Genomic DNA, 23,851 nt, shown 5'->3' with positions numbered 1-23,851 from the left:
CGTAGGGCTCATCGGGTCAGGACATAGGTGCCTGGCGCCGGGCCGAGCGGTGGATAGGTACTGTTGCCCAGCTCGGTACGGGGAGCCTTGAGCGGGCCGGAGCGCGGTGTGATCCATTCCAGCCACAAGGGCCACCAACTGCCGTCGCTGCGCTTGGCCTCGTAGAACCAGGCGCGCGGGTCGCCGGACAGTTTGGGGTTTTCCAGGTAGTAGGCCTTGGGGTTGCCCGGCGGGTTGATGATGCTCTGGATGTGCCCGCTGTTGGCCAGCACGAAACGCCGGTCGCCACCGAGCAGCAAGGCCGAGCGGTACACGGCGTCCCATGGCGTGATGTGGTCGTTGCTGCCGGCCACGGTAAAGCTGTCCAGGTCGACCTGCTTGAGGTCGATGGGCGTGCCGCACACTTCGAGGCCTGCCGGGTGGGTGAGCGGGTTGTGCTTGAAAAAGTCCAGCAAGTCCCCGTGCAGTGCCGCAGGCAGGCGTGTGTTGTCGGCGTTCCAGTACAGGATGTCGAACGCGGGTGGGGCTTTGCCCAACAGGTAGTTGTTGACCCAGTAGTTCCAGATCAGGTCGTTGGGGCGCATCCAGGCGAAAATCCTGGCGACTTCGCCGCCGTCCAGCACGCCCCGTTGATAGGAACGGCGCTTGGCGGCCTCTACCGTCTGCTCGTCGGCGAACAGGCTGGCCGGGCTGTCGAACTTGCTGTCGAGCAGGCTCACCAGGTAAGTGGCGCTGCGGATCTTGCGCAACTGATGCTTGGCCTGCAGGTGGCCCTGCAGTGCGGCCATGGTCAGGCCGCCGGCGCAGGCACCCATCAGGTTGGGGTCGCGGTTGCCGCTGATGCTGCGGCAGGCGTTCAGCGCTTCTTCCAGGGCCTGTACGTAGGAGGACAGGCCCCATTCGCGGTGGCGCGGGTCGGGGTTGCGCCAACTGATCATGAACACCTGCAGGCCGTTCTTGAGCATGTACTGGACGAAGCTGTTGTGCGCCTGCATGTCGAAGATGTAGAACTTGTTGATTTGCGGCGGCACCACCAGCAAGGGCCTGGCGTGCTGTTTTTCGCTCATCGGCTTGTACTGGATCAGCTCCAACAGCTCGTTGCGAAACACCACCGCGCCCGGCGTTGCCGCCAGGCTGCCACCCACCTCGAAGGCACGTTCGTCCACCTGGCGCGGCAGGCCGTCGTTGTGGCGCAGGTCGTCGAGCAAGTGGGCTACGCCACGCACCAGGCTTTGCCCGCCGGTGTTCAGCAGTTCTTTGACCGCCAGCGGGTTGAGCAGCGAGTTGCTCGGTGCCAGGGCGTCATTGATCATGCCAAACAGAAAGTGCGCACGGGCGCGGTCATCGTCGTCCAGGTGACTTTCGTCGATCCACTGGCGCGTCTGCTTCTGCCATGCCAGATAGGCCTGCAGGCCGCGGCGATAAAACGGGTTCTGGCTCCAGGTCGGGTCGCTGAAGCGGCCATCGCGAGGGTTGGGCTGGTAGGGCGTGTCGCCCAGCATCACGCGGCCCAGCTGGCTGCCGAACGCCAAAAGGTGCCGTGCCGTGTGCAGCGGGTTGGTCAAGCCATGGCGGCCAACCCTGCGCAGGGTCGACACCAGGTCGCGACCGCGTAGGCCGAGTATGGCGTTCTGCACGTTCATGCTGGTGGCGGGAAGCGTTTTCGTTCCTTTGCCCGGTTTGTCTGTCATGGCAACACTCCCTCGTCTTACCCGATGCTTGGGCAGCGACAATCAACCGCCAGAGGCGGGGCGCGGATGCATGACCGCGCGCTGACGTTCTTCCTGGAGAAACTTCATGATGATCGGTGCGACGGCCTCGGCCCGGGTAATCAGGAACAGGTGGCCGTCGTCGATTATGTGTAGCTGGGCATTGGGAATCCGCCAGGCCAGCAGGCGCATGTTGATCAGCGGGATCAGCGGGTCGTCGTCACCGGCCAGCACCAGCGTTGGCTGGTGGATCTTGTGCAGCCAGTGGATGCTGGTCCAGCCCAGGCCGGCGAACAGCTGCCAGTAATAGCCCAGCTTGCCCCCGGAGCGCACCTTGGACGCATGGTGCATGGCCAGGTCCGGGTCGCGGCGGAAGGCGCCGCCGTAGATCAGCGGTGCGATGCGGATCACATGGGAGGGCTGCACGTAGCGCCTGGGGCTCGCCATCATCCACAAGACTTTAGGTTTGCCCGGCACCATCACTGCGCCGGCGGCAGTGGCGGCCAGTACCAGTTTCTTGCAGCGCTCCGGGTAGTCGTGGGCAAACTGCTGGGCCAGGGCGCCGCCCCAGGACACGCCGATGGCGCTGACCTGGCCGTAGTCCAGGTAATCGAGCATGCGCGCCGTGAGCTTGGCCAGCCCTGGAAAGCGATAGGGGTGACGCGGGGTGGATGAACCACCCACACCGGGCACGTCGAAGGCGATGACCTCCAGGTCCGGGTCCAGCGCCTCGATGAACGGGAACACCAGCTCCAGGTTGGCGCCGATGCCGTTGAAGATCAGCAACGGTGTCAGGTGTGGCTTGCCCGGGCGGACGGCGGTGCGAATGGACTGGTCGTCCAGTTCGACGGTCCTGAAGATGTAGGGTTCCGGCATGCGTTCGACTCTGTCGTGAAAAAAGCGCCGTGGCGCGCTCATCGCGGCCACGGCAATGCAACTCAGCGCTCGTGAACGTAGGTGCCTGGTGCGGCTTCGCCAGCGGCATAAGCGCGGTTGCCCAGGCGGGTTGGCGCTTTTTTCAGCTCCCCGGCACGTTCGCTCAGCCAGCTCTGCCAGTGCAGCCACCAGGAGTCGGCATGCTTGGTGGCGTTTTCCTGCCAGGCCAGCGGGTCACCCGGGCGGTCAGCGCCAGTCATGAAGCGCGCCTTGGGGTTGCCTGGCGGGTTGAGGATGCTCTGGATGTGGCCGCTGTTGGACAGCACGAACTCGATCTTGCCGCCGAACAAGTGCGCCGAGCGGTAGCAAGATTGCCACGGGGTGATGTGGTCTGCAGTGCCGGCAACGCTGAAAATGTCGCACTGCACATTTTTCAGGTTGATCGGGGTGCCGCACACTTCCAGTGCATCCGGGCGGATCAGTGGGTTGCTCTTGAACATTTCGATCAGGTCGCCGTGGAAGGCGGCCGGCAGGCGCGTGGTGTCGTTGTTCCAGAACAGGATGTCGAACACAGGCGGCTCGTTGCCGAGCAGGTAGTTGTTGACCCAGTAGTTCCAGATCAGGTCGTTGGGGCGCATCCAGGCGAACACCTTGGCCATTTCGCTGCCTTCCAGCACGCCAGCCTGGTAGGAGTGGCGCTTGGCACTTTCCAGGGTTTGTTCATCGACGAACAAGGCGACCTGGTTGTCCATGGTGGTGTCCAGCACGCTGACCAGCAGGGTCAGGGCATTAACCTTGTTTTCGCCAATGGCGGCATAGTGGCCCACCAGCGCAGTGCAGGTAATGCCACCGGAGCAGGCACCGAGCATGTTCAGGTCTTTGCTGCCGGTAATCGCCAGCACCGCGTCGACGGCTTCTTTCAGCGCATCGATGTAGGTGGACAGGCCCCATTCACGCTGGGCCTTGGTCGGGTTGCGCCAGCTGATGATGAAGGTTTGCTGCTGCGAGCGCAGGCAGTAGCGTGCCAGGCTCTTTTCCGGGCTCAGGTCGAACACGTAGAACTTGTTGATCTGCGGTGGCACCACCAGCAGCGGGCGGGCATGCACCTGCTCGGTGATGGGGCTGTACTGGATAAGCTCCAGTACATCGTTGCGGTACACCACCGCGCCTTCGCTGGTGCCCAGGTTCTTGCCCACTTCGAAGGCGTCCATGTTCACCTGGCTGGGCATGCCGCCGTTATTGACCATGTCCTTGGCGAGGTTGGACAGGCCGTCGAGCAGGCTCTTGCCGCCGGTTTCGAAGAAGCGTTTGACCGCTGCCGGGTTGGACAAGGTATTGGTCGGCGCCATGGCTTCAGTCATCAGGTTGATGACGAACTGGCCGCGGCTGATGTCCTGGGGTGGCAGGTCGCTGTTGCCGATCCAGTCCTGCAACTCGTTGCGCCAGGCCAGGTAGGTTTGCAGGTAGCGGCGGTACAGCGGGTTGTTGCTCCAGGCCGGGTCGTTGAAGCGGCGGTCGTCGCTTTCCGGGGCCAGGCTGGATTTGCCCAGCAGCACGTTTTTCAGCTCCAGGCCAAAGTGGGCCACATGCTTTGCGCTGTGCAGCGGTTGGCGCACGGCCTGGCGCAGCACGGTGCGTGCCGAGCTCAACAGGTCCTTGCGGCGAATGCCGATGACCGGGTTCAGCCCCAGGGTGTTTTCCGAGGCCTGCCGCTGCAGCTCATCGTTGTTCTTGTTACTCATCTACGACGCTCCGTTGTCCTGAGACGAGTACCGGTTGCTGTGACAAGCGCACAGCCCTGAGCCCGGTACTGCTACTCGGGTGACCAGTGATAAGGAACAGCGGTGCTGCGGGGGTTCTGACTGCCTGCAAAGTGATGCAGGGAACTTGCCACACCCATTGGTTACCCGACTTTCATGTAATGCGCAAGACAGCCCTTCACTGGGCTGTCTGCAAGTCATTCAAACAGATGAATTTAGAAAATGCGCTCTAAACCCTGCAGGCCTTGCGCTAGAGCATGAGTTTCACAACCGATTCGGCCGGGTCGCGGGATTTTCCGGCCTTGTGCAGCTCGTCGAGGTAGTCGGCCCACAGCTGTTCCTGGCGCAGGCACAGCTGTTCCAGGTATTCCCAGGTGAACAGGCCGCTGTCATGGCCGTCGTCGAAGGTCAGTTTCAGTGCATATTGGCCGGCAGGCTCCAGGCCGACCAGGCCGACGTTGATCTTGCCGAACTGCAGGATAGGGTTGCCGTGGCCCTGGACCTCGGCGGAGGGGGAGTGCACGCGCAGGAGTTCGGCGGGCAGGTGGTAGACCTCGCCGGGGGCGTAGGTGAGGGTGAGGGTTTTCGAGGCTTTGTGCAGATTTATGGCGGTGGGCATGCGGGCCATGGCTGGAATCTCTCGGGAGCTGATGATGCACAGCTTCGGGACATTCTGGGGATTGCGCAAGGGGGGCTGCTTTGCAGCCCAATCGCCGGCAAGCCAGCTCCCACAGGTGCTCCACAGCATTCAGGATTGTGATAATCCTGTGGGAGCCGGCTTGCCGGCGAAAGGGCCGCGAAGCGGCCCCCTGCGGTCTTACAGGATGTAACGCGACAGGTCTTCGTTCTGCGCCAGTTCACCCAGGTGGCTGTTCACGTACGCAGCGTCGATCTGGATCGGCGTTTCGTCATGGGCACTGGCCAGGTCGCCAGCGCTGAACGACACCTCTTCGAGCAAACGCTCAAGCAGGGTGTGCAGGCGGCGGGCACCGATGTTCTCGGTCTTTTCGTTTACCTGGTAGGCAATCTCGGCCAGGCGCTTGATGCCATCGCCGATGAACTCGATGTTCAGGCCTTCGGTCTTCAGCAGGGCCTGGTACTGCTCGGTCAGCGACGCGTGCGGCTCTTGCAGGATGCGTTCGAAGTCTTCAGGGGTCAGTGCCTTCAGCTCGACACGGATCGGCAGGCGGCCTTGCAGCTCGGGTACCAGGTCGCTTGGCTTGCTCAGGTGGAACGCACCCGAGGCGATGAACAGGATGTGGTCGGTCTTGACCATGCCCAGCTTGGTGTTGACGGTGCAGCCTTCGATCAGTGGCAGCAGGTCGCGCTGCACGCCTTCACGGGACACATCGGCACCGCCCACGTTGCCGCGCTTGGCAACCTTGTCGATTTCGTCGATGAACACGATGCCGTGCTGCTCGACCGCTTCCAGGGCCTTGGCCTTGAGTTCTTCCTCGTTGACCAGGCGGCCCGCTTCTTCGTCGCGAACCATCTTCAGCGCTTCTTTCACCTTCAGCTTGCGCGCCTTGCGCTTGCCTTTGCCCATGTTGGCAAACAGGCTCTGCAGCTGGTTGGTCATCTCTTCCATGCCAGGCGGCGCGGCAATTTCGACGCCCACGGCATCGGCCACTTCGATTTCGATTTCCTTGTCGTCCAGCTGGCCTTCACGCAGGCGCTTGCGGAACAGCTGGCGGGTGTTGGAATCGCTGCTGGTCTGCGCGGCTTCTTCGCTGAAGCTGGTGACGCGTGCCTGCGGCAGCAGGGCATCGAGGATACGGTCTTCAGCGGCGTCCTCGGCGCGGTGGCGCACGCGGATGATCTCCTGCTCGCGCAGCATCTTCAGCGCGGCGTCGGCCAGGTCACGGATGATCGACTCGACGTCGCGGCCCACGTAGCCCACTTCGGTGAACTTGGTGGCTTCGACCTTGAGGAACGGCGCGTTGGCCAGCTTGGCCAGGCGACGGGCGATTTCGGTCTTGCCGACGCCGGTAGGGCCGATCATCAGGATGTTCTTCGGGGTCACTTCGGCACGCAGCTCGGCAGGCAGCTGCATCCGGCGCCAGCGGTTGCGCAGGGCAATGGCCACGGCGCGCTTGGCGTCGTCCTGGCCGATGATGTGGCGGTTGAGTTCGTGGACGATCTCGCGGGGGGTCATGGACATGATCAATAGGGTCCTTGGGCAGGTGAGTCAGCGTGGAAAAGCCCCTTCACCGGGAAGAGGCGCCAAAGCAACTGAATCAGTCGGCCAGGTCCTGCTCCTCGATGGTCAGGTTGTGGTTGGTGAACACGCAGATGTCGCCGGCGATGTTCAGGGCAGTTTCAGCGATTTCACGGGCCGAAAGGTCGGTCTTGTTCAGCAGGGCGCGGGCTGCGGCCTGGGCGTAGGCACCACCGGAACCCATGGCGATCAGGCCGTCTTCGGGTTCGACCACGTCACCGTTGCCGGTGATGATCAGCGAGGCATCCTTGTTGGCCACGGCCAGCATGGCTTCCAGGCGGCTCAGGGAACGGTCGGTACGCCATTCCTTGGCCAGCTCGACGGCGGCGCGAACCAGGTGGCCCTGGTGTTTTTCCAGCTGGCCTTCGAAGCGCTCGAACAGGGTGAAGGCATCGGCGGTGGCACCCGCGAAGCCGGCGATGACCTGGCCGTGGTACAGGCGGCGCACTTTCTTGGCGTTGCCTTTCATCACGGTGTTGCCGAGAGATACCTGGCCGTCGCCGCCCATGACGACTTTGCCGTTACGGCGGACAGAAACGATGGTGGTCAAGGGGAGAGTCTCCACGCAGCGGGGCGAAAGTGCCTGATGCAGACTCATATGGGGGTGGGGGGAAGGATTTCAACCGTGGGGGATGAATGGTTGGTGCTCTCCTGCACAGGCCTCGTGGCAGACGTGGCCATCGACCAAGGTATAACGCACCGCACCCGGCAGGCAGTGGCCGATGAACGGGCAGTTCTCGCCACGCGAGAACCACTGCTCGCCGGCAACGGTTGAGGCTTGCGGGTCGAACAGTACCAGGTCGGCCGCACCACCCACTTTCAGCTCACCGGCCGGCAGGCGCAGGGCGGCAGCCGGGCCGCTGCTCAGGCGGGCGAGCAAGGTCGGCAGGTCGAGCAGGCCGTCCTGTACCAGGGTCATGGCCAATGGCAGCAGCAACTCGACGCTGCTGATACCCGGCTCGGTGGCGCCGAACGGGGCCAGCTTGGCGTCGCGCTCATGGGGCTGGTGGTGGCTGGAAATCGCCTGGATCACGCCCGATTTGACCGCAGCGCGCAGACCATCCCGGTCTTTGGCAGTGCGCAGCGGCGGCTGCACGTGGTACAGGCTGGAAAACTCGCGCAGCGACTCATCGGTGAGTATCAGCTGGTACAGCGCCACATCGGCGGTCACCGGCAGGCCGAGTTCCTGCGCCTGGGCAATCAGCTGTGCGCCACGGGCGCTGGTGATCTGGCTGAAGTGCGCACGCACGCCGCTTTGTTCCACCAGCAGCAGGTTGCGCGCCAGTGCCACGGTTTCGGCGCTTTCCGGGATGCCCGGCAGGCCGAGGAAACTGGCCATGGCACCTTCGTGGGCCAGGCCGCCCTCGGCCAGGTCGCGGTCCTGGGAGTGGAACACCACGGTCAGGTCGAAGGTGGCGGCATATTCCAGGGCGCGGGCCAGGGTACGGTTGTTGGGGATTTGTTTCAGGCCGTTGCCGAAGGCCACGCAACCGGTGTCGCGCAGGGCCACCAGCTCGGCCAGTTGCTCGCCTTCAAGGCCTTTGGTCAGGGCGCCGATCGGGTACACCTTGCTGTTGGCAGCCTCACGGGCGCGGTCCAGGATCAGCTCGGCCACCGCCGAGGTGTCCAGCACCGGCTTGGTCTGCGGCGGGCAGCACAGGCTGGTGACACCGCCGGCCACGGCTGCGCGGGTTTCACTCGCGATGTTGCCTTTGCGGCTGTAACCCGGCTCGCGCAGGGACACGCCCAGGTCGACCAGGCCCGGTGCGGCAACCAGGCCATCGGCCTGGATCGTGCGGCTGGCGCTGAAGCCGGCTGGCGCGGCGCCGATGGCGGCAATGCGGCCACCGTCCAGGTGCAGGTCGGTGACCTGGTCCAGGCCGGTTTTGGGATCGATGACCCGGGCGCCAAGAATACTGATGGTCACTGGGCGTTCTCCTGGTCGAATTGACGTTGCGCGTTCTGCCCGCTCATGGCCATGGACAGCACGGCCATGCGCACGGCGATGCCGTAGGTGACCTGGTTGAGGATCACCGAGTGCTTGCCGTCGGCCACCGCCGACTCGATTTCCACACCACGGTTGATCGGGCCCGGGTGCATGACGATGGCGTCAGGCTTGGCGCAGGCCAGGCGCGCGGTGGTCAGGCCGAACAGGCGGTAGAACTCGCCCTCGCTGGGCAGCAGGCCGCCGGCCATGCGCTCGCGTTGCAGGCGCAGCATGATCACCACGTCGACATCCTTCAGGCCTTCGGCGAGGTCGGTGTAGACCTTTACGCCGTACTGCTCGATGCCGATCGGGATCAGGGTTTTCGGGCCGATCACCCGGATGTCCGGGCAGCCCAGCGCTTTGAGCGCCAGCATGTCGGAGCGGGCCACGCGCGAGTGCAGGATGTCGCCGACGATGGCTACCGAGAGGTTCTCGAAGCTGCCCTTGTGGCGGCGAATGGTGAGCATGTCGAGCATGCCCTGGGTCGGGTGCGCGTGGCGGCCGTCACCACCGTTGATCACGGCGACGTCCGGGCACACGTGCTCGGCGATGAAGTGCGCCGCGCCGGAGTCGGAATGGCGTACCACAAACATGTCGGCCGCCATGGCTTCGAGGTTGCGCAGGGTGTCGAACAGGGTCTCGCCCTTGCTGGTCGAGGAGGTCGACACGTTCAGGCTGATCACGTCGGCCGACAGGCGCTGGGCCGCCAGTTCGAAGGTGGTGCGGGTACGGGTCGAGTTCTCGAAGAACACGTTGCACACGGTCTTGCCGCGCAGCAACGGGACTTTCTTCACGGCCCGGGCACCGACTTCCAGGAAGGAGTCGGCGGTGTCGAGGATCTCGGTGAGCAGTTCGCGGGGCAAACCGTCGAGCGAGAGGAAGTGGCGCAGCTGGCCCTGATCATTGAGCTGCAGCGGGCGCTTGGCGTCGATTGGCGTCATCGCGGGGGACTCTTAAAGGGCGGAAGCGGAGGCGAGGTCCTGGCGCTCGAGGGCGAGCGGTGCGGGTCCGGTCAATTTTACCCGTTCATGGGCGGCCAGCGACAGGGTGGCACCGAGCACATTCGGACGGATCGGCAATTCGCCGGCATCCAGGTCCAGCAGGCAGACCAGGGTGACGCTGGCCGGGCGGCCGTAATCGAACAGTTCGTTGAGCGCCGCGCGGATGGTGCGACCGCTCATCAGTACGTCATCCACCAGCACCAGGTGCTGGCCCTCGACCTCGAAAGGCAGCTCGGACGGGCGAACTTGCGGGTGCAGGCCGTTCTGGCTGAAGTCGTCGCGGTAGAACGAGACGTCCAGGGTGCCCATGGGGCTGCTGTCGCCCATGGCTTCCTGCAGGGCCTGGGCAACCCATACACCGCCGGTGCGGATACCGATGTAACGGGGCTCGGTGATTGCCCGGCGCGCCAGGTGGGCACGAAGGTCGACAGCCATCTGCCGAATCAGGTCGGCGGGATTGGGTAGGCTCATTGCGGGCTCCTCGGAAGGGTGCGCCGGGCGGGCCCGGCGGCAAAGATGATCAGGTATTGGCCTCCAGCCAGCCTTGCAGCAACAGGGCGGCGGCGATGGCATCGACCGGGTTGTCGCGGTAGCTGCCGCGCTGGCCGCCACGGGCCATGCGCTCGCCCTTGGCCTCGAAGGTGGTCAGGCGTTCGTCGTGGGTATGCACGGGCAGGTTGAAGCGGCCGTTCAGGCGGCGGGCGAACTTTTCGGCGCGGGCGCTCATCTCGCTGGCCGTGCCGTCCATGTTCAACGGCAGGCCGACGACAATGGCATCGGGTTTCCACTCATTGATGAGCTTTTCCACCTGGGCCCAGTCCGGCACGCCGTTCTGCGCCTTCAGGGTGCACAGCTCGCGTGCCTGCCCGGTGATCACCTGGCCGACGGCCACGCCGATCTGTTTGCTGCCGTAGTCGAAACCCAGCAAGAGGCGTAGTTCGGCCATCAGGCGTGGCCCGCCTGGCTGGTCAGCAGGTGCAGGTTGATGCCCAGGCTGGCGGCCGCTGCTTCCAGGCGCAGGTCGCTGGCCCGGTCAAAGATGATTTCCGGGTCGAACGGGCAGTTGAGCCAGGCGTTGTCGGCCAGCTCCGCCTCCAGTTGGCCCGCTTCCCAGCCGGCATAACCGAGTGTGATCAGGCTCTGTTTCGGGCCCACCCCGGCGGCGATGGCCAGCAGCACATCCTGGGATGTGGTCAGCGACAGGCCTTCGAGGGCCACGGTGGCCTGGAAGCTGCATTCGCTGCTGTGCAGCACGAAGCCGCGGTCGGTCTGTACTGGGCCACCCTGGTAGATCGGCACCTGCAAGGTGCTGGCCGGCGGCGTTTCGTCCGGGCGCAGCTGCTCGAGGATGTCGGCCAGGCTCAGTTCCTGCGGCCGGTTGACCACCAGGCCCATGGCGCCATGTTCATTGTGCTCGACAATGTACGTGAGGGTCTGGGCAAAGTTCGGATCGGCCATGTGCGGCATGGCGATCAGGAACTGGTGCTTGAGGTAGCTCGGGGCGAGGGTTTTCATGGGGGATAGTGTGGCGCCAGGCGGCGAGGCTGACAAGGTGCGGATTTGTGTCGATTGTAGGGGCCTCTTCGCGGGCATGCCCGTTTCCACAGGTACCCCGCAGGCTTCAGATTCAATGAAGATCCTGTGGGAGCGGGCGTGCCCGCGAATGGGCCACTACAGGCAGTAAATCAGTTGCTGGACAAACGGTCCCCACGGGCAAAGCGCCAGGTGCGGATGATCTCCAGCCGGTCAAACTCGGCCAGATCCCCGGTAAACGGTGCAAACGGCGCTGCCAGCCGCACGATGCGTTGCGCCGCCTGGTCCAGCACCTGCTGCCCGGACGATTCCAGTACCAGCACTTCGTACAGCGAACCGTCGCGGTTGATCGACACCATCATCCGCAAGTTGCCGTAAATCTGTTGCCGACGCGCTTCGTCTGGGTAGTTCAGGTTGCCCACCCGCTCGACCTTCTTGCGCCACTCTTCCTTGTACCAGGCGCCCTTGTCGCGCATGGTCGAGGCGGCATTCAGGCGATGGATGCGCGGGCGCTTGGCGTACATCTGCTGCTCGTTGGACAGCTCCGCCTCCAGGCTGGCGATCTGGCTGGACAGCTGCGAGCTGTCGAAGTCGGGCGCTGGCGCCGCCGGCTTGGGCTGGGCCTTGCTTTCCTTGGGCTTGGGTTCGACCTTCTGCGGCTTGGGCGCAGTCGTCACTACCGCCGACTTTTGTGGGGTAGGGGGTGGTACCACCTCGGGCCTGGCGGCGGGTGGCGGGGTGATCTTGTTGATCTTGCTGTCCTGGAACGGCGCCAGTTCGGTGGTAGTGGGCACCGCTTTCTTGTCCAGTGTGCCGCTGCCCTGCTGGTTGTCCTGAGCCTGGAAGTCGGCCTTCTCGGGCGCTTTCTCGCTCTTGAAGGTGGCCAGGGTGATGTCCATGGTGTGGCGGATTTCGGCAGGCTTGACCACGGTGAAGCCGACGCCAAGAATCAGCGCCAGGTGCACCAGGGCAGCCAGGAACAGGGTAAAGCCGAGCCGGTCCACGGGGCGAACACGGGGCGGCAGCAGGTCGGAGGGGATGTCAGCGGGCAGCGTCATCAGGTATCCAGCAACTGCTGGGCGGGGCAGCAGCTCAGTCGAATAGGACCGGCATCATACCCCACTCTGCGGCTTTGCTTCGCGTTGGCTGTCAGCGCGCCTTGAGCTGGCGATCAATGGCATCCATCAATTTGCCACCGATATCGGTGTTGTAGGCAGCATCGATCTCGCGGATGCACGTGGGGCTGGTGACGTTGATTTCGGTGAGGTAGTCGCCGATCACGTCCAGGCCCACGAACAACAAGCCCTTCTCGCGCAGGGTCGGGCCGACCTGGGCGGCAATCCAGCGGTCGCGCTCGGTCAGCGGGCGCGCTTCGCCACGCCCGCCAGCGGCCAGGTTGCCACGGGTTTCGCCGCTGGCCGGAATACGCGCCAGGCAGTAGTCCACTGGCTCGCCGTCGATCATCAGGATGCGTTTGTCGCCGTCCTTGATCGCTGGCAGGTAAGCCTGGGCCATGATCTGCTGGGTGCCCAGTGCGGTCAGGGTTTCGAGGATCACCGACAGGTTGGGGTCGCCAGCGCGGTGACGGAAGATCGACGTACCGCCCATGCCATCCAGCGGCTTGAGGATCACGTCAACATGCTTGGCCGCGAATTCGCGAATGATGTCCGGGCGGCGGCTGACCAGGGTTGGGGTGGTGCACTGCGGGAACAGCGTGGCGAACATCTTTTCGTTGCAGTCGCGCAGGCTCTGCGGGCGGTTGACCACCAGCACGCCATCATTCTCGGCCTGCTCCAGCAGGTAGGTGCTGTAGACGAACTCCATGTCGAAGGGTGGATCCTTGCGCATCAGGATCACGTCCAGCTCGGCCAGTGGGGTGTCTTGCTCCTCGCCCAGCTCGAACCAGTGCGCCGGGTCGGCAAACACCTTCAGCGGGCGCATGCGGGCGCGGGCCTTGCTTTCGCCCTGGTACAGGTCTTGCTGTTCCATGTAGAACAGGCTCCAGCCGCGTGCCTGGGCGGCCAGCAGCATGGCCAGCGAACTGTCCTTCTTGTAGGAGATGGACGCGATGGGGTCCATGACAATGCCGAGGCGAACGCTCATGGGGTGGTTCCTCTTGGCGGCAGGTGGCCGCGATGGCGAAAGAAAAGTGGCTCAGGGTGGCGCCGCGAACGCCGCCGGTCAAGGGGCGGCGCAGATGGAATGGCCACCCGGAGTATGCTAAAAGTGCAGCTAATTTCCATTGGTAGGCGTCTATGGAACAACCCCTGAAGGTGATGGTGATCGACGATTCCCGCACGATCCGCCGCACCGCGCAGATGCTGCTCGGTGAAGCGGGCTGCGAGGTGATCACCGCCAGCGACGGCTTCGATGCCCTGGCCAAGATCGTCGACCACCAGCCCAGCATCATCTTCGTTGATGTGCTGATGCCGCGCCTGGACGGCTACCAGACCTGCGCCGTGATCAAGCACAACAGTGCTTTCAAGGACACCCCGGTGATCCTGCTGTCGTCGCGCGATGGCCTGTTCGACAAGGCCCGCGGCCGGGTGGTCGGCTCTGATCAGTTCCTGACCAAACCGTTCAGCAAGGAAGAGCTGCTCGACGCGATCCGCGCCCACGTGCCCGGGTTTACCGCGCCTCCACAACACGCACCCTGACCGCGCCCCGCCATGGCACGGCCTTACTTTCCTGATGGGGAAACAGCATGGCCCGAGTTCTGATTGTCGACGACTCGCCGACAGAGATGTACAAATTGGCCGGATGGCTTGAAAAGCACGGCCATGAGGTGCTCAAAGCCAGCAACGGTGCCGATGGCGTGGCGCTGGCGCGTCAGGCAAAGCCCGATGCAGTGTTGATGGATATCGTCATGCCTGTTCTCAACGGCTTCCAGGCGACCCGGCAACTGAGCAAGGACCCCGAGACCAGCGCCATTCCAGTATTGGTCGTTACCACCAAAGACCAGGAAACCGATCGCATCTGGGCAAAGCGCCAGGGCGCGAGGGGGTTCGTGACCAAGCCCGTGGAAGAAGACGACCTGATCGCCAAGCTCAAAGAAGTGCTAGGCGCTTGACCACCCGCCCGCAAGGCGCGTCGTTGACCGCCTTCGAGCTGTTGCTGGACATTGACCGGCGCTGTCGCCTGCTGGTCGCCGACCAACCGCCGCAAGACAACCGCCTGCAACAGTGGAGCGGTATCGGTTTTCGCATTGCCGGGCAGTGGTTTGTCGCGCCCATGGGCGAGGTGGCCGAGGTGCTGCGTGAACCGCGCAGCAGCCGCGTCCCCGGTGTGCAGCCGTGGGTGTGCGGGGTAGCCAACCTGCGCGGCCGGTTGTTGCCGGTGATGGACCTGAGCAGCTTCTTCGGCCTGGGCCACGCCGCCCCGGGCAAGCAACGGCGGGTGCTGGTGCTGGACCACGAGGCCCTGTTCGTCGGCCTGCTGGTGGACGAGGTACTGGGCTTGCAGCACTTTGACCTGGACAGCCTGCAGCTCTCGCCGCCCCAGCCACTGCTGCGCGCCGCTGCACGTTTTGTGCAGGGGCATTTCCCGCGTGAACGCAATTGGGCGATCTTCAGCCCCTTCGCCCTGGCCCAGGCGCCGGGCTTTCTCGATGTGGCGTTATAGGACCTGCGAACGTGAACAAGCCTGCCACCTCCGTTACCGCAACCACCGTGAGCCCGCGTACCCGCAGCATCGCGCAGATCACTGTGCTGTTTTTGATCCTGATCCTGTCGATCATCCTGTTGTTCGCCAACTTCGCGTACCTGAACACCCAGTCCAATTACGACAAGCAGTACATCGGCCATGCCGGGGAACTGCGAGTGCTGTCGCAACGTATCGCCAAGAACGCCACTGAAGCCGCGACCGGCAAGGCCCTGGCCTTCAAGCTGCTGTCGGATGCCCGCAACGATTTTGAGCGGCGCTGGGGCTACCTGCGCCAGGGTGACAAGTCCACCGGCCTGCCGCCCGCGCCGCCCACGGTGCGTGACGAGATGGAATCGGTACGCCGCGACTGGGAAAACCTGCGCAAGAACACCGACACCATCCTGGCCAGCGAGCAGACTGTGCTGTCGCTGCACCAGGTAGCGGCGACCCTGGCCGAAACCGTGCCGCAGTTGCAGGTGGAATACGAGAAGGTGGTCGAGATCCTGCTGCAAAGCGGCGCCCCGGCCAACCAGGTGGCGGTGGCCCAGCGCCAACTGTTGCTGGCCGAGCGCATCCTTGGTTCGGTCAACACTGTGCTGGCCGGTGACGATGCCGCAGCCCAGGCGGCCGACGCTTTTGGCCGCGATGCCGGGCGCTTTGGCCAGGTGCTTGAGGGCATGCTCAGCGGCAACGCGGCAATCCAGATAACCCGCGTCGAAGACGCCGACGCCCGCGCGCGGCTGGCGGAAATCGCCGAACTGTTCCAGTTCGTCGCCGGTTCTGTGGATGAAATCCTCGAAACCTCGCCCGAACTGTTCCGCGTGCGCGAAGCTGCCGGCAACATCTTCAGCCTGTCGCAAACCCTGCTCGACGAAGCGTCGCACCTGGCCAACGGTTTCGAGAACCTGGCCGGCGGCCGCACCCTCGATACTGTGGGCGGCTATGCCCTGGGCGTGCTGGCGCTGGCCTCGATCATTCTCATCGGCCTGGTCATGGTGCGCACCACCAACCGCCAGCTGCGCGAAACGGCGGAAAAGAACGAATGCAACCAGCAGGCGATCATGCGCCTGCTCGACGAAATCGAGGAGCTGGCCGATGGCGACCTGACCGTGACCGTATCGGTAACCGAAGACTTTACCGGCGCCATTGCCGACTCGATCAACTATTCCGTGGACCAGCTGCGCGACCTTGTGGCCACCATCAACCACAGCGCCGTGCAGGTGGCTGCGGCCGTGCAGGACACGCAAAACACCGCTCGCCAGCTGGCCAAGGCGTCCGAGCACCAGGCCGAGCAGATCAGCGAGGCCTCCGAGGCCGTCGGCGACATGGTCGAGTCGATCGACCGGGTGTCCGCGCATGCCTACGAATCGGCCAAGGTAGCCGAACGCTCGGTGGCCATCGCCAACAAGGGTAACGAGGTGGTGCATAACACCATCAATGGCATGGACAACATTCGCGAGCAGATCCAGGACACCGCCAAGCGGATCAAGCGCCTGGGTGAGTCCTCCCAGGAAATCGGCGACATCGTCAGCCTGATCGACGACATTGCCGACCAGACCAACATCCTGGCCCTCAACGCGGCGATCCAGGCCTCGCTGGCCGGTGAGGCCGGCCGTGGTTTTGCCGTGGTCGCCGACGAAGTGCAGCGCCTCGCCGAACGCTCGTCCTCGGCTACCCGCCAGATCGAGGCGCTGGTGCGCACCATCCAGGCCGACACCAACGAGGCGGTGATCTCCATGGAACAGACCACCGCCGAGGTGGTGCGCGGCGCCCGCCTGGCCCAGGATGCCGGGGTGGCGCTGGCCGAGATCGAAGGGGTATCGCAGAACCTGGCCGACCTTATCCACAGCATCTCCGACGCTGCCCAGCTGCAAACTTCGTCGGCCGGGCAGATCTCCCACACCATGGCGGTCATCCAGCAGATTACCGCGCAGACCTCCGCCGGCTCCGGTGCCACTGCCGACAGCATTCGCCACCTGGCCCGCATGGCCAGCGAGATGCGCCGTTCGGTGTCCGGTTTCACCCTGCCACCACCTGCCGAGCCCAAGTGAGGCGCCGCGCCGAGGAAGTGACCATGGCATCTGCTGCTGTAAGCCCCGAGCGCCACGACACGGTGGCGCTGGCCTGGACCAAGGCTGCCATTCTCGACTGCCTGGGCCAGGCGCGCCAGGCGCTGGAGCGTTTTGCCGGCGAGCCCGGCGACCTGTCGATATTGGCCTTCGTGGTCGACAACCTGCACCAGGTGCACGGCTGCCTGCGCATGCTCGAACTGCGAGGTGCGACGCGCCTGGCCGAAGAGCTGGAACTGTTCGCCAAGGCTCTGGCCGAAGGCCAGGTGAGCCCGCGGGGTGATTGCCTGGGGGCGTTGTTCCGCGGCCTGGAGCAATTGCCCTCATACCTTGAGCGCTTGCGTGGTGCGCGCCACGACCTGCCCTTGGTGATGCTGCCGCTGCTCAACCAGCTGCGCGCCTGCCGTGGCATCGAGCCGCTGGCCCAGGCCAGCCTGATCAGCGGTGCTGCGCAGCGCTTTGCCGGCTCCGATGACCTGGCCAACCTCGACCTGTCGCTGGGCAACTGGCGCGATCAATTACAGGCCGGGCCAGGCCGCGATGCGCTGCGGTCGGTGGTGACCGCGCTGTGCGACGACCTCATGCGCATAAAGGAGCGCCTCGACCAGTTCGTGCGCAGCGACCGTCAGCACAGCGAGCAGCTCGATGCCCTGCTGGCGCCCCTGCGCCACGTAGCCGACACCTTGGCTGTGCTGGGCTTCCAGCAACCACGGCGGGTGATCATCGACCAGGTGCTGGCGCTGCAGGCCCTGGCCCAGGGCGAACGGGCGGTAGACGACGCGGTGTTGATGGATGTAGCGGGCGCCCTCTTGTATGTGGAAGCCTCCCTGAACGGCATGGTCGGCCCGCTGGAGGAAAACGGCCAAGGCGGGCTGCCAGGTTCGGACCTGGCCGAGATACGCCAGTTGGTGCTGAACGAATCGCTGAACGTATTGCAGCAGGGCAAAGACCTGATCGGCGATTACCTGGAGTCCGACTGGCCCCGGCAGCGCCTGCAACCCTTGCCGGGGCTGTTGCAGCAGGTTCGCGGGGCGTTGGCCATGTTGATGCTGCCCGCCGTGGCCGAGCTGATCGCCGGCTGCGCAAGCTATGTGCAGCGTTGGTTGCAGCACCTTGAGGATGAGCCACCCGCTGACGAGCTGACCCACCTGGCCGAGGCCCTGAGCGCCGCTGAGTGCTACCTGCAGTGGCGGGTGGCCGACCCGCTGGCGGATGGCCAGCCGTTCATCGACATGGCGCGCGCCAGCCTGGCGGCGTTGGGCGTGCACTGTGCGCAGGCGGACGCCCGCGCGGGCCTGGATGCCGAGGGCGATGGCATTGATGACGAGCTGCGCGAGGTGTTCCTCGAAGAAGCGGGCGAGTTGCTGCCGGAAATCGAGCGCCACTGGTTGCGCTGGCGTGCGGACAACCAGCAGCGCGGAGCACTGGGGGAAGTGCGCCGCGCGCTGCATACACTCAAGGGCAGTGGACGCATGGTGCATGCCGAGGCGGTGGCCGAACTGGCCTGGGGCGCCGAGCACCTGCTGAACCGGGTGCTGGAGGGCCGGAGTGTGCTCAGCCCTGAAGGCGTGGTGGCCCTGCAACAGGTGTTCGTCCATCTGCCCGATCTGCTGGCCGACTTTGCCGCCGGCCAGCTGCCGCAACTGACCGAAATCGAACAACTGGCGGGGCACCTGCATGCCTTGGCTGAAAACGACGCACCCGCGGCGGCCCATATCGATGGCCTCGATCCGCAATTGCTGGATATCTTCCGCAGTGAGGCGCTGGGCCATCTGGCCAGCCTCGATGCCTTCCTGCAGGGCGCCGACGGCCATGACACGCCGGTCAGCGATGGCCTGCAACGTGCCCTGCACACGCTCAAGGGCAGCGCCGCCATGGCCGGGGTGATGCCGGTCGCCGAGCTGGCCACCGCCTTCGACCGCCTGGCCCGTGAATACAAGGGCCATCAACTGCCCCTGCAAATGGCCGAGATCGAATGGCTGGAAACCGCGCGCTCGCTGTTCCATCTGGGCCTGGCGCAACTGGACAGCACGCCGCTGGCAGCCATCCCAGGCGCAGCGGAGCTGATCGAAACAGTTGGCCAGGCAGTAGATAACCGCCTGGCCAGCGTGCATGACGAACCGCAGCATGCCCGGCGCAGCAAGCGCGACCCGCAGTTGGTTGCCAGTTTCCTCGCCCAGGCCATGGACATTCTGCTCGATGCCGAGTCGTTGCTGTCGCGCTGGCAGCAACAGCCTGGCCAGCGTGACGCACTGGATACACTGCTCGACCAGATGACCACCCTGGGCCACGCCGCGCACCTGGCCGACCTGTGGCAGATGGATGAGGTGTGCGAGGCCTTGCTGGACCTGTATGGCGCGGTAGAAGAGGGCAGCCTGCCCGCCGATGCACGCTTTTTCGCCCAGGCGCAGCACGGCCATGAAGCCCTGCTGGACATGCTCGACGAAGTGGCGGCCGGGCAGGATATCGCGTCACGGCCAGAGCTTGTCGACAGCCTGCGCAACCTGCTGGACCAGGCCCTGGCCCCGGATGCCACCGGCCTGGTGGGCATCGACACGGTCACCCCGCTGCACCCGGACATGGACCTGACGGATACCCTGGGGCTGTCGCATACCCCTTTGCAGCCAGAGGTGGCCGAGCCACTGCCTGAAGAGCCGGAAAGCCCCGGCGAAGAGCTGCTGGAAGTGTTCCTCGAAGAAAGCTCGGACATCGTCGAGAGCGCCGCCGCATCCCTGGCACGCTGGCAGGCCGACCCGCGCAGCAGCGTCGAGGTGGACAACCTGATGCGCGATCTGCACACCCTCAAGGGCGTGGCGCGCATGGTCGAAATTGCCCCGATCGGAGATTTGGCCCACGAACTGGAGTTTCTCTACGAGCTGCTGGCGGCCGGGCGTTTGCCGCCGAGCCCGCCACTGTTCGCGTTGCTGCAGAACTGCCATGACCGCCTGGCGCACATGCTTGATGCCGTGCGCCTGGGGCAGCCATTGCATGCTGCCACGGCGCTGATCGACTATATCCGTAACTTCAGCAGCGCAGCCCTGACCGACAGTGCAGCTGGCCAAGGGCCGGTCGAAGCCGCCACCAGCGAGGTGCCGGCGACAGCGCCAGAGCGGGCGCCAGGCGACATGGTCAAGGTTGACGCCGAGTTGCTCGATGACCTGGGCAACCTGGCCGGCGAACACTCGATCATCCGTGGGCGCATCGAGCAGCAGGTCAACGATGCGCAGTTCACCCTCAACGAGATGGAAACCACCCTGGAGCGCATGCGCGACCAGTTGCTGCGCCTGGATATCGAGACCCAGGGGCGGATCTCCAGCCGCCAGCCGTTCGAAAGCGATGCCTATGATGACTTCGACCCCCTGGAAATGGACCGCCACTCGCAATTGCAGCAACTGTCGCGGGCCTTGTTCGAGTCTGCCTCGGACTTGCTTGACCTGAAGGAAACCCTGGCCCAGCGTGCCCAGGAGGCCTACAGCCTGCTGCAGCAGCAGGCGCGGGTGAACAGCCAGTTGCAGGAAGGCCTGACCGCCACCCTGATGGTGCCCTTCGAACGCCTGGTGCCACGCCTGCAACGTGTGGTGCGGCAAGTGGCCAGCGAGCTGGGCAAACAGGTGGAACTGGTGGTCGGCAACGCCGAAGGCGAACTGGACCGCAGTGTGCTCGAACGCATGGTGGCGCCGCTGGAGCACATGCTGCGCAACGCAGTCGACCATGGCCTGGAAAGCCGCGAAGCGCGGCTGGCTGCTGGCAAGCCGGAGCAGGGCACCATCCATTTGAATTTGCTGCACGAAGGCGCCGATATCGTTATCGAAATGATTGACGACGGTGCCGGTGTACCCCTGGATGCGGTGCGGCGCAAGGCCATCAAGCGCGGCCTGCTGGACCCGCAGGCGGACTTGAGCGATCACGAGATCCTACAGTTCATCCTCCGCCCGGGTTTTTCCACCGCCGAGAAGATCACCCAGATATCCGGGCGGGGCCTGGGCATGGACGTGGTGCACGAGGAGGTCAAGCAGCTGGGTGGCTCGATGAGCATTGAGTCGGCCCAGGGCAAGGGTGCGCGCTTCTTGATCCGGCTGCCGTTCACCGTATCGATCAACCGTGTGCTGATGGTGCACTTGGGCGAAGAGCAATACGCGATCCCGCTCAACACCATCGAGGGCATCGTCCGCGTACCGCCGGCAGAGCTGGCGGCTTGTTATCAGCTGGACACGCCCCGCTATGTCTACGCCGGCCACGAATACGAGCTGCGCTACCTGGGCGAGTTGCTGCAAGGCCTGCCGCGCCCCGCGCTGCTGGGGCAGAGCGTGCCGTTGCCGGTGCTGCTGGTGCATTCCAAGGAGCAGTCGTTCGCCATCCAGGCCGACAGCCTGTCGCCCAGCCGCGAGATTGTGGTGAAGAGCCTGGGGCCACAGTTTGCTGCGGTTGCCGGATTGTCGGGGGCGACGTTGCTGGGCGATGGCCGGGTCGTGCTGATTCTCGACCTGCTTGGCCAGTTGCGCGGCCAGCAGCGGCGCCTGGCCCGCTTGCCCGGTGGTGGCACCCAGCGCCAGTTGCTCGGCCCGGCGCCGCGGCGCGCGTTACTGGTGATGGTGGTGGACGATTCGGTGACCGTGCGCAAAGTTACCAGCCGCCTGCTGGAGCGCCACGGCATGAGCGTGCTGACGGCCAAGGACGGGGTCGATGCCATGGCCCTGCTGGCAGAGCACCGTCCCGACGTATTGCTGCTGGACATTGAAATGCCACGCATGGACGGCTTCGAGGTGGCCACGCGCATTCGCCGTGACGAGCGGTTGAAGGACCTGCCGATCATCATGATTACTTCACGCACCGGGCAGAAGCACCGCGACCGTGCCATGGCCATCGGCGTCAACGAATACCTGGGCAAGCCGTATCAGGAGTCGCTGCTGTTGCAGAGCATTGCCCACTGGAGCCAAACCCATGCTTGAACTGATCTCCGGCCAGCGCAGCAGCCTGACCGGGCTGTTGCTGCCGTTGGGTGACCGTACCCTGGTGCTGCCCAACGTGGCGGTGGCCGAGCTGAGCGGCCAGCGCAACCTGGTGTGCCAGCCCGGCGACCCCGCCTGGCACTTGGGCTGGATCGACTGGCGGCAGCAGCGCCTGCCGCTGATCGGCTTCGAGGCGGCGTGCGGTGGTGAAACACCGTGCGGTGAGCGGGCTCGAGTGGTGGTGCTCAATGCCCTGGGTGATACCGGCCTGCGCTACCTTGCGCTGTTGCTGCAAGACATACCGCGCTCGTGCAAGCTCGACAGCCAGTTGAACTACGTGGATGTGGCGCTGGGCAGGCTGGAACTGGCGGCGGTGCAGGTGGGCGAGCAGGTGGCTCGGGTACCGGACCTGGTTGCACTGGAAAGGCTGGTGCGTGACGCGGATCTGCAACCTGACATTGGGTAGGATGATGCTTGTGCGGGCCTCTTCGCGGGCATGCCCGCTCCCACAGGTACACCACTGACCTTGAGTCCTGTGCATTCCCTGTGGGAGCGGGCATGCCCGCGAAGAGGCCATCAGCATCACATCAGGAACCCAGCCCACCTGAAGAGGTCTGTGTTTGCATGTATTACGGTGAACGCTTCAACGCCTGGACCCACCTGGTCGGTGCTGTCCTGGCCAGTTTCGGTGCCATCTGGCTGATCGTGCTCGCGGGCCTGCAAGGCGACCCGTGGAAGATCGTCAGTTTCTCCATCTACGGCGGCACGCTGCTGTTGCTGTACAGCATCTCCACCCTGTACCACAGCACCCGCGGGCGGGCGAAGGTGATCATGCGCAAGCTCGATCACCTGTCGATCTACCTGCTGATCGCCGGTAGCTACACGCCATTCTGCCTGGTCAGTCTGCGTGGCCCCTGGGGCTGGAGCCTGTTCGGCGTGGTCTGGGGGCTGGCGGTGATCGGCATGTTGCAGGAGATCAAGCCGCGCTCCGAAGCGCGGGTCCTGTCTATCATCATTTATGCCGTGATGGGCTGGATCGTGCTGGTGGCAGTGAAGCCGTTGCTGCACTCGCTGGGCGGCGCCGGCTTTGCCTGGCTGGCCGCCGGCGGGGTGTTCTACACCGTGGGCATCATCTTCTTCGCGCTCGACAGCCGTTTGCGCCACGCGCACGGCATCTGGCACCTGTTCGTGATTACCGGCAGCCTGCTGCACTTCGTGGCGGTGTCGTTCTACGTGCTCTAGTTAAAAATCCCCCCACAATTGCTGTGCTACCGATAGCGCCACCACTGGCGCAGTTTCGGTGCGCAGCACCCGTGGCCCAAGGCGGGCGGCGTGGAAGCCGGACGCTTTGGCCTGCTCGACTTCGGCCTCGCTCAGGCCGCCTTCGGGGCCGATCAGAAACGCCAGGGTCGCAGGTTTTTCGTGGCTGGTAAGCGGCTCGGCCACCGGGTGCAGGACCAGTTTCAGGTCCGCCTGGGTGCTGCCCAGCCATTCGGCCAGGGTCACGGGTGGATGGATGATCGGCAAGGTAGAGCGGCCGCATTGTTCGCAGGCGCTGATCGCCACTTGGCGCCAGTGGGCCAGGCGCTTGTCGGCGCGCTCGTCTTTCAACCGCACTTCGCAGCGTTCGCTGACGATCGGGGTGATCTCGTTGGCGCCAAGCTCGGTGGCTTTCTGGATAGCCCAGTCCATGCGCTCGCCACGGGACAGGCCCTGGCCGAGGTGCACGTGCAACGGTGAATCGGCCTGGCCGGCGAGGGCCCGGTCGAGGCTGACGCGTACGGTTTTCTTGCCCACTTCAAGCAACTGGCCGAGGTATTCCTGGCCGCTGCCGTCGAACAGCTGCACGGCGTCGCCGGGGGCCATGCGCAGTACGCGGCCGATGTAGTGGGCCTGGGCTTCGGGCAGGTCATGCTCGCCAAGGCTCAGGGGGGCGTCGATGAAGAAGCGGGACAGTCTCATGGGTTTGCTCGGTAAATAGAGAGACACAGATTCCCTGTGGGAGCGGGCGTGTCGATGCGTCGAACCGCCGCGAATCAGGCGCTGCGGTGCCTGGCAAGGGCTTCGCCCTTGTTCGCGGGCACGCCCGCTCCCACAGGAAAAGTGG

The 23,851-nt window shown here is 64.7% G+C and carries 21 protein-coding genes; 7 read left to right on the top strand and 14 right to left on the bottom strand.

The window, feature by feature from the left end; genetic code table 11:
* Positions 1-8: 8 nt before the first annotated feature.
* The 13 genes from phaC (WF331_RS03285) to gshB form a co-directional block, all read right to left on the bottom strand.
* Positions 9-1,691 carry a class II poly(R)-hydroxyalkanoic acid synthase gene (gene phaC, locus WF331_RS03285; protein WP_174370681.1) on the bottom strand — a complete coding sequence of 561 codons (1,683 nt, stop codon included), beginning with the start codon at positions 1,689-1,691 and terminating at the stop codon, positions 9-11.
* 42 nt (positions 1,692-1,733) lie between these two features.
* Positions 1,734-2,585: a poly(3-hydroxyalkanoate) depolymerase gene (gene phaZ, locus WF331_RS03280; RefSeq protein ID WP_016501982.1), complete on the bottom strand. Its 852-nt coding sequence runs from the start codon at positions 2,583-2,585 to the stop codon at positions 1,734-1,736.
* A 62-nt stretch (positions 2,586-2,647) separates the two neighbouring features.
* A complete protein-coding gene (gene phaC / locus WF331_RS03275; RefSeq protein WP_016501981.1) occupies positions 2,648-4,327 on the bottom strand; it encodes a class II poly(R)-hydroxyalkanoic acid synthase in 1,680 nt (559 codons plus the stop codon).
* Positions 4,328-4,595: 268 nt separating this feature from the next.
* Positions 4,596-4,973, bottom strand: coding sequence for a gamma-butyrobetaine hydroxylase-like domain-containing protein (locus tag WF331_RS03270; protein WP_049275547.1), 378 nt, complete (start codon positions 4,971-4,973; stop codon positions 4,596-4,598).
* A 189-nt stretch (positions 4,974-5,162) separates the two neighbouring features.
* Entirely contained in the window at positions 5,163-6,506 is a 1,344-nt protein-coding gene (gene hslU / locus WF331_RS03265; protein ID WP_016501979.1) for an ATP-dependent protease ATPase subunit HslU, read from the bottom strand.
* Positions 6,507-6,582: 76 nt separating this feature from the next.
* Positions 6,583-7,113 carry an ATP-dependent protease subunit HslV gene (gene hslV / locus WF331_RS03260; RefSeq protein ID WP_003249309.1) on the bottom strand — a complete coding sequence of 177 codons (531 nt, stop codon included), beginning with the start codon at positions 7,111-7,113 and terminating at the stop codon, positions 6,583-6,585.
* A gap of 69 nt (positions 7,114-7,182) precedes the next feature.
* The gene (locus tag WF331_RS03255; protein WP_197864277.1) at positions 7,183-8,490 is read right to left on the bottom strand and encodes a dihydroorotase; all 1,308 of its coding nucleotides are present in this window, start codon (positions 8,488-8,490) and stop codon (positions 7,183-7,185) included.
* Positions 8,487-9,491: an aspartate carbamoyltransferase catalytic subunit gene (locus WF331_RS03250; protein WP_016501977.1), complete on the bottom strand. Its 1,005-nt coding sequence runs from the start codon at positions 9,489-9,491 to the stop codon at positions 8,487-8,489. The genes WF331_RS03255 and WF331_RS03250 overlap by 4 nt, the downstream gene beginning before the upstream one ends.
* A 12-nt stretch (positions 9,492-9,503) precedes the next feature.
* Complete coding sequence (gene pyrR / locus WF331_RS03245; RefSeq protein ID WP_016489547.1) at positions 9,504-10,022, bottom strand: bifunctional pyr operon transcriptional regulator/uracil phosphoribosyltransferase PyrR; 519 nt, start codon at positions 10,020-10,022, stop codon at positions 9,504-9,506.
* 49 nt (positions 10,023-10,071) lie between these two features.
* On the bottom strand, positions 10,072-10,497 hold the full coding sequence (gene ruvX / locus WF331_RS03240; protein ID WP_174370678.1) for a Holliday junction resolvase RuvX: 426 nt from the start codon (positions 10,495-10,497) through the stop codon (positions 10,072-10,074).
* Positions 10,497-11,066 carry a YqgE/AlgH family protein gene (locus tag WF331_RS03235; RefSeq protein WP_016501975.1) on the bottom strand — a complete coding sequence of 190 codons (570 nt, stop codon included), beginning with the start codon at positions 11,064-11,066 and terminating at the stop codon, positions 10,497-10,499. The genes ruvX and WF331_RS03235 overlap by 1 nt, the downstream gene beginning before the upstream one ends.
* A 170-nt stretch (positions 11,067-11,236) precedes the next feature.
* Entirely contained in the window at positions 11,237-12,142 is a 906-nt protein-coding gene (locus WF331_RS03230; protein ID WP_016501974.1) for an energy transducer TonB, read from the bottom strand.
* Between the two features lie 91 nt (positions 12,143-12,233).
* On the bottom strand, positions 12,234-13,187 hold the full coding sequence (gene gshB, locus WF331_RS03225; protein WP_016501973.1) for a glutathione synthase: 954 nt from the start codon (positions 13,185-13,187) through the stop codon (positions 12,234-12,236).
* Positions 13,188-13,339: 152 nt separating this feature from the next.
* Here gshB and WF331_RS03220 point away from each other — a divergent pair, with 152 nt between their 5' ends.
* From WF331_RS03220 to trhA, 7 genes are all read left to right on the top strand, one after another.
* Positions 13,340-13,741 (top strand): response regulator, encoded by a 402-nt coding sequence (locus tag WF331_RS03220; RefSeq protein ID WP_016501972.1) that lies wholly within the window; start codon positions 13,340-13,342, stop codon positions 13,739-13,741.
* A 47-nt stretch (positions 13,742-13,788) separates the two neighbouring features.
* Positions 13,789-14,154, top strand: coding sequence for a twitching motility response regulator PilH (pilH, locus tag WF331_RS03215; protein WP_016489541.1), 366 nt, complete (start codon positions 13,789-13,791; stop codon positions 14,152-14,154).
* Positions 14,151-14,705: a chemotaxis protein CheW gene (locus tag WF331_RS03210; RefSeq protein ID WP_016489540.1), complete on the top strand. Its 555-nt coding sequence runs from the start codon at positions 14,151-14,153 to the stop codon at positions 14,703-14,705. The genes pilH and WF331_RS03210 overlap by 4 nt, the downstream gene beginning before the upstream one ends.
* 47 nt (positions 14,706-14,752) lie before the next feature.
* Positions 14,753-16,777, top strand: coding sequence for a methyl-accepting chemotaxis protein (locus tag WF331_RS03205; RefSeq protein WP_340622667.1), 2,025 nt, complete (start codon positions 14,753-14,755; stop codon positions 16,775-16,777).
* A 23-nt stretch (positions 16,778-16,800) separates the two neighbouring features.
* The gene (locus tag WF331_RS03200; protein WP_340622653.1) at positions 16,801-21,744 is read left to right on the top strand and encodes a hybrid sensor histidine kinase/response regulator; all 4,944 of its coding nucleotides are present in this window, start codon (positions 16,801-16,803) and stop codon (positions 21,742-21,744) included.
* Positions 21,737-22,210, top strand: coding sequence for a chemotaxis protein CheW (locus tag WF331_RS03195; protein WP_049272963.1), 474 nt, complete (start codon positions 21,737-21,739; stop codon positions 22,208-22,210). The genes WF331_RS03200 and WF331_RS03195 overlap by 8 nt, the downstream gene beginning before the upstream one ends.
* A 158-nt stretch (positions 22,211-22,368) precedes the next feature.
* Complete coding sequence (gene trhA, locus WF331_RS03190) at positions 22,369-22,986, top strand: PAQR family membrane homeostasis protein TrhA (protein ID WP_016501968.1); 618 nt, start codon at positions 22,369-22,371, stop codon at positions 22,984-22,986.
* Here the strand turns inward: trhA and WF331_RS03185 are convergent, their stop codons facing one another.
* Positions 22,987-23,706, bottom strand: coding sequence for a 16S rRNA (uracil(1498)-N(3))-methyltransferase (locus WF331_RS03185; RefSeq protein ID WP_340622652.1), 720 nt, complete (start codon positions 23,704-23,706; stop codon positions 22,987-22,989).
* Between the last annotated feature and the right edge of the window lie 145 nt (positions 23,707-23,851).

It is taken from the genome of Pseudomonas sp. YNh (assembly GCF_037993085.1).
Lineage (GTDB): Bacteria > Pseudomonadota > Gammaproteobacteria > Pseudomonadales > Pseudomonadaceae > Aquipseudomonas > Aquipseudomonas putida.
This window is presented reverse-complemented; position numbering and strand designations above follow the sequence as displayed.

Coding starts and splice junctions, on each gene's coding strand:
- phaC (WP_174370681.1), bottom strand. CDS start 1,691: ATGACAGACAAACCGGGCAAAGGAACGAAAACGCTTCCCGCCACCAGC.
- phaZ (WP_016501982.1), bottom strand. CDS start 2,585: ATGCCGGAACCCTACATCTTCAGGACCGTCGAACTGGACGACCAGTCC.
- phaC (WP_016501981.1), bottom strand. CDS start 4,327: ATGAGTAACAAGAACAACGATGAGCTGCAGCGGCAGGCCTCGGAAAAC.
- WF331_RS03270 (WP_049275547.1), bottom strand. CDS start 4,973: ATGGCCCGCATGCCCACCGCCATAAATCTGCACAAAGCCTCGAAAACC.
- hslU (WP_016501979.1), bottom strand. CDS start 6,506: ATGTCCATGACCCCCCGCGAGATCGTCCACGAACTCAACCGCCACATC.
- WF331_RS03250 (WP_016501977.1), bottom strand. CDS start 9,491: ATGACGCCAATCGACGCCAAGCGCCCGCTGCAGCTCAATGATCAGGGC.
- pyrR (WP_016489547.1), bottom strand. CDS start 10,022: ATGAGCCTACCCAATCCCGCCGACCTGATTCGGCAGATGGCTGTCGAC.
- ruvX (WP_174370678.1), bottom strand. CDS start 10,497: ATGGCCGAACTACGCCTCTTGCTGGGTTTCGACTACGGCAGCAAACAG.
- WF331_RS03235 (WP_016501975.1), bottom strand. CDS start 11,066: ATGAAAACCCTCGCCCCGAGCTACCTCAAGCACCAGTTCCTGATCGCC.
- WF331_RS03230 (WP_016501974.1), bottom strand. CDS start 12,142: ATGACGCTGCCCGCTGACATCCCCTCCGACCTGCTGCCGCCCCGTGTT.
- gshB (WP_016501973.1), bottom strand. CDS start 13,187: ATGAGCGTTCGCCTCGGCATTGTCATGGACCCCATCGCGTCCATCTCC.
- WF331_RS03220 (WP_016501972.1), top strand. CDS start 13,340: ATGGAACAACCCCTGAAGGTGATGGTGATCGACGATTCCCGCACGATC.
- pilH (WP_016489541.1), top strand. CDS start 13,789: ATGGCCCGAGTTCTGATTGTCGACGACTCGCCGACAGAGATGTACAAA.
- WF331_RS03200 (WP_340622653.1), top strand. CDS start 16,801: ATGGCATCTGCTGCTGTAAGCCCCGAGCGCCACGACACGGTGGCGCTG.
- WF331_RS03195 (WP_049272963.1), top strand. CDS start 21,737: ATGCTTGAACTGATCTCCGGCCAGCGCAGCAGCCTGACCGGGCTGTTG.
- trhA (WP_016501968.1), top strand. CDS start 22,369: ATGTATTACGGTGAACGCTTCAACGCCTGGACCCACCTGGTCGGTGCT.
- WF331_RS03185 (WP_340622652.1), bottom strand. CDS start 23,706: ATGAGACTGTCCCGCTTCTTCATCGACGCCCCCCTGAGCCTTGGCGAG.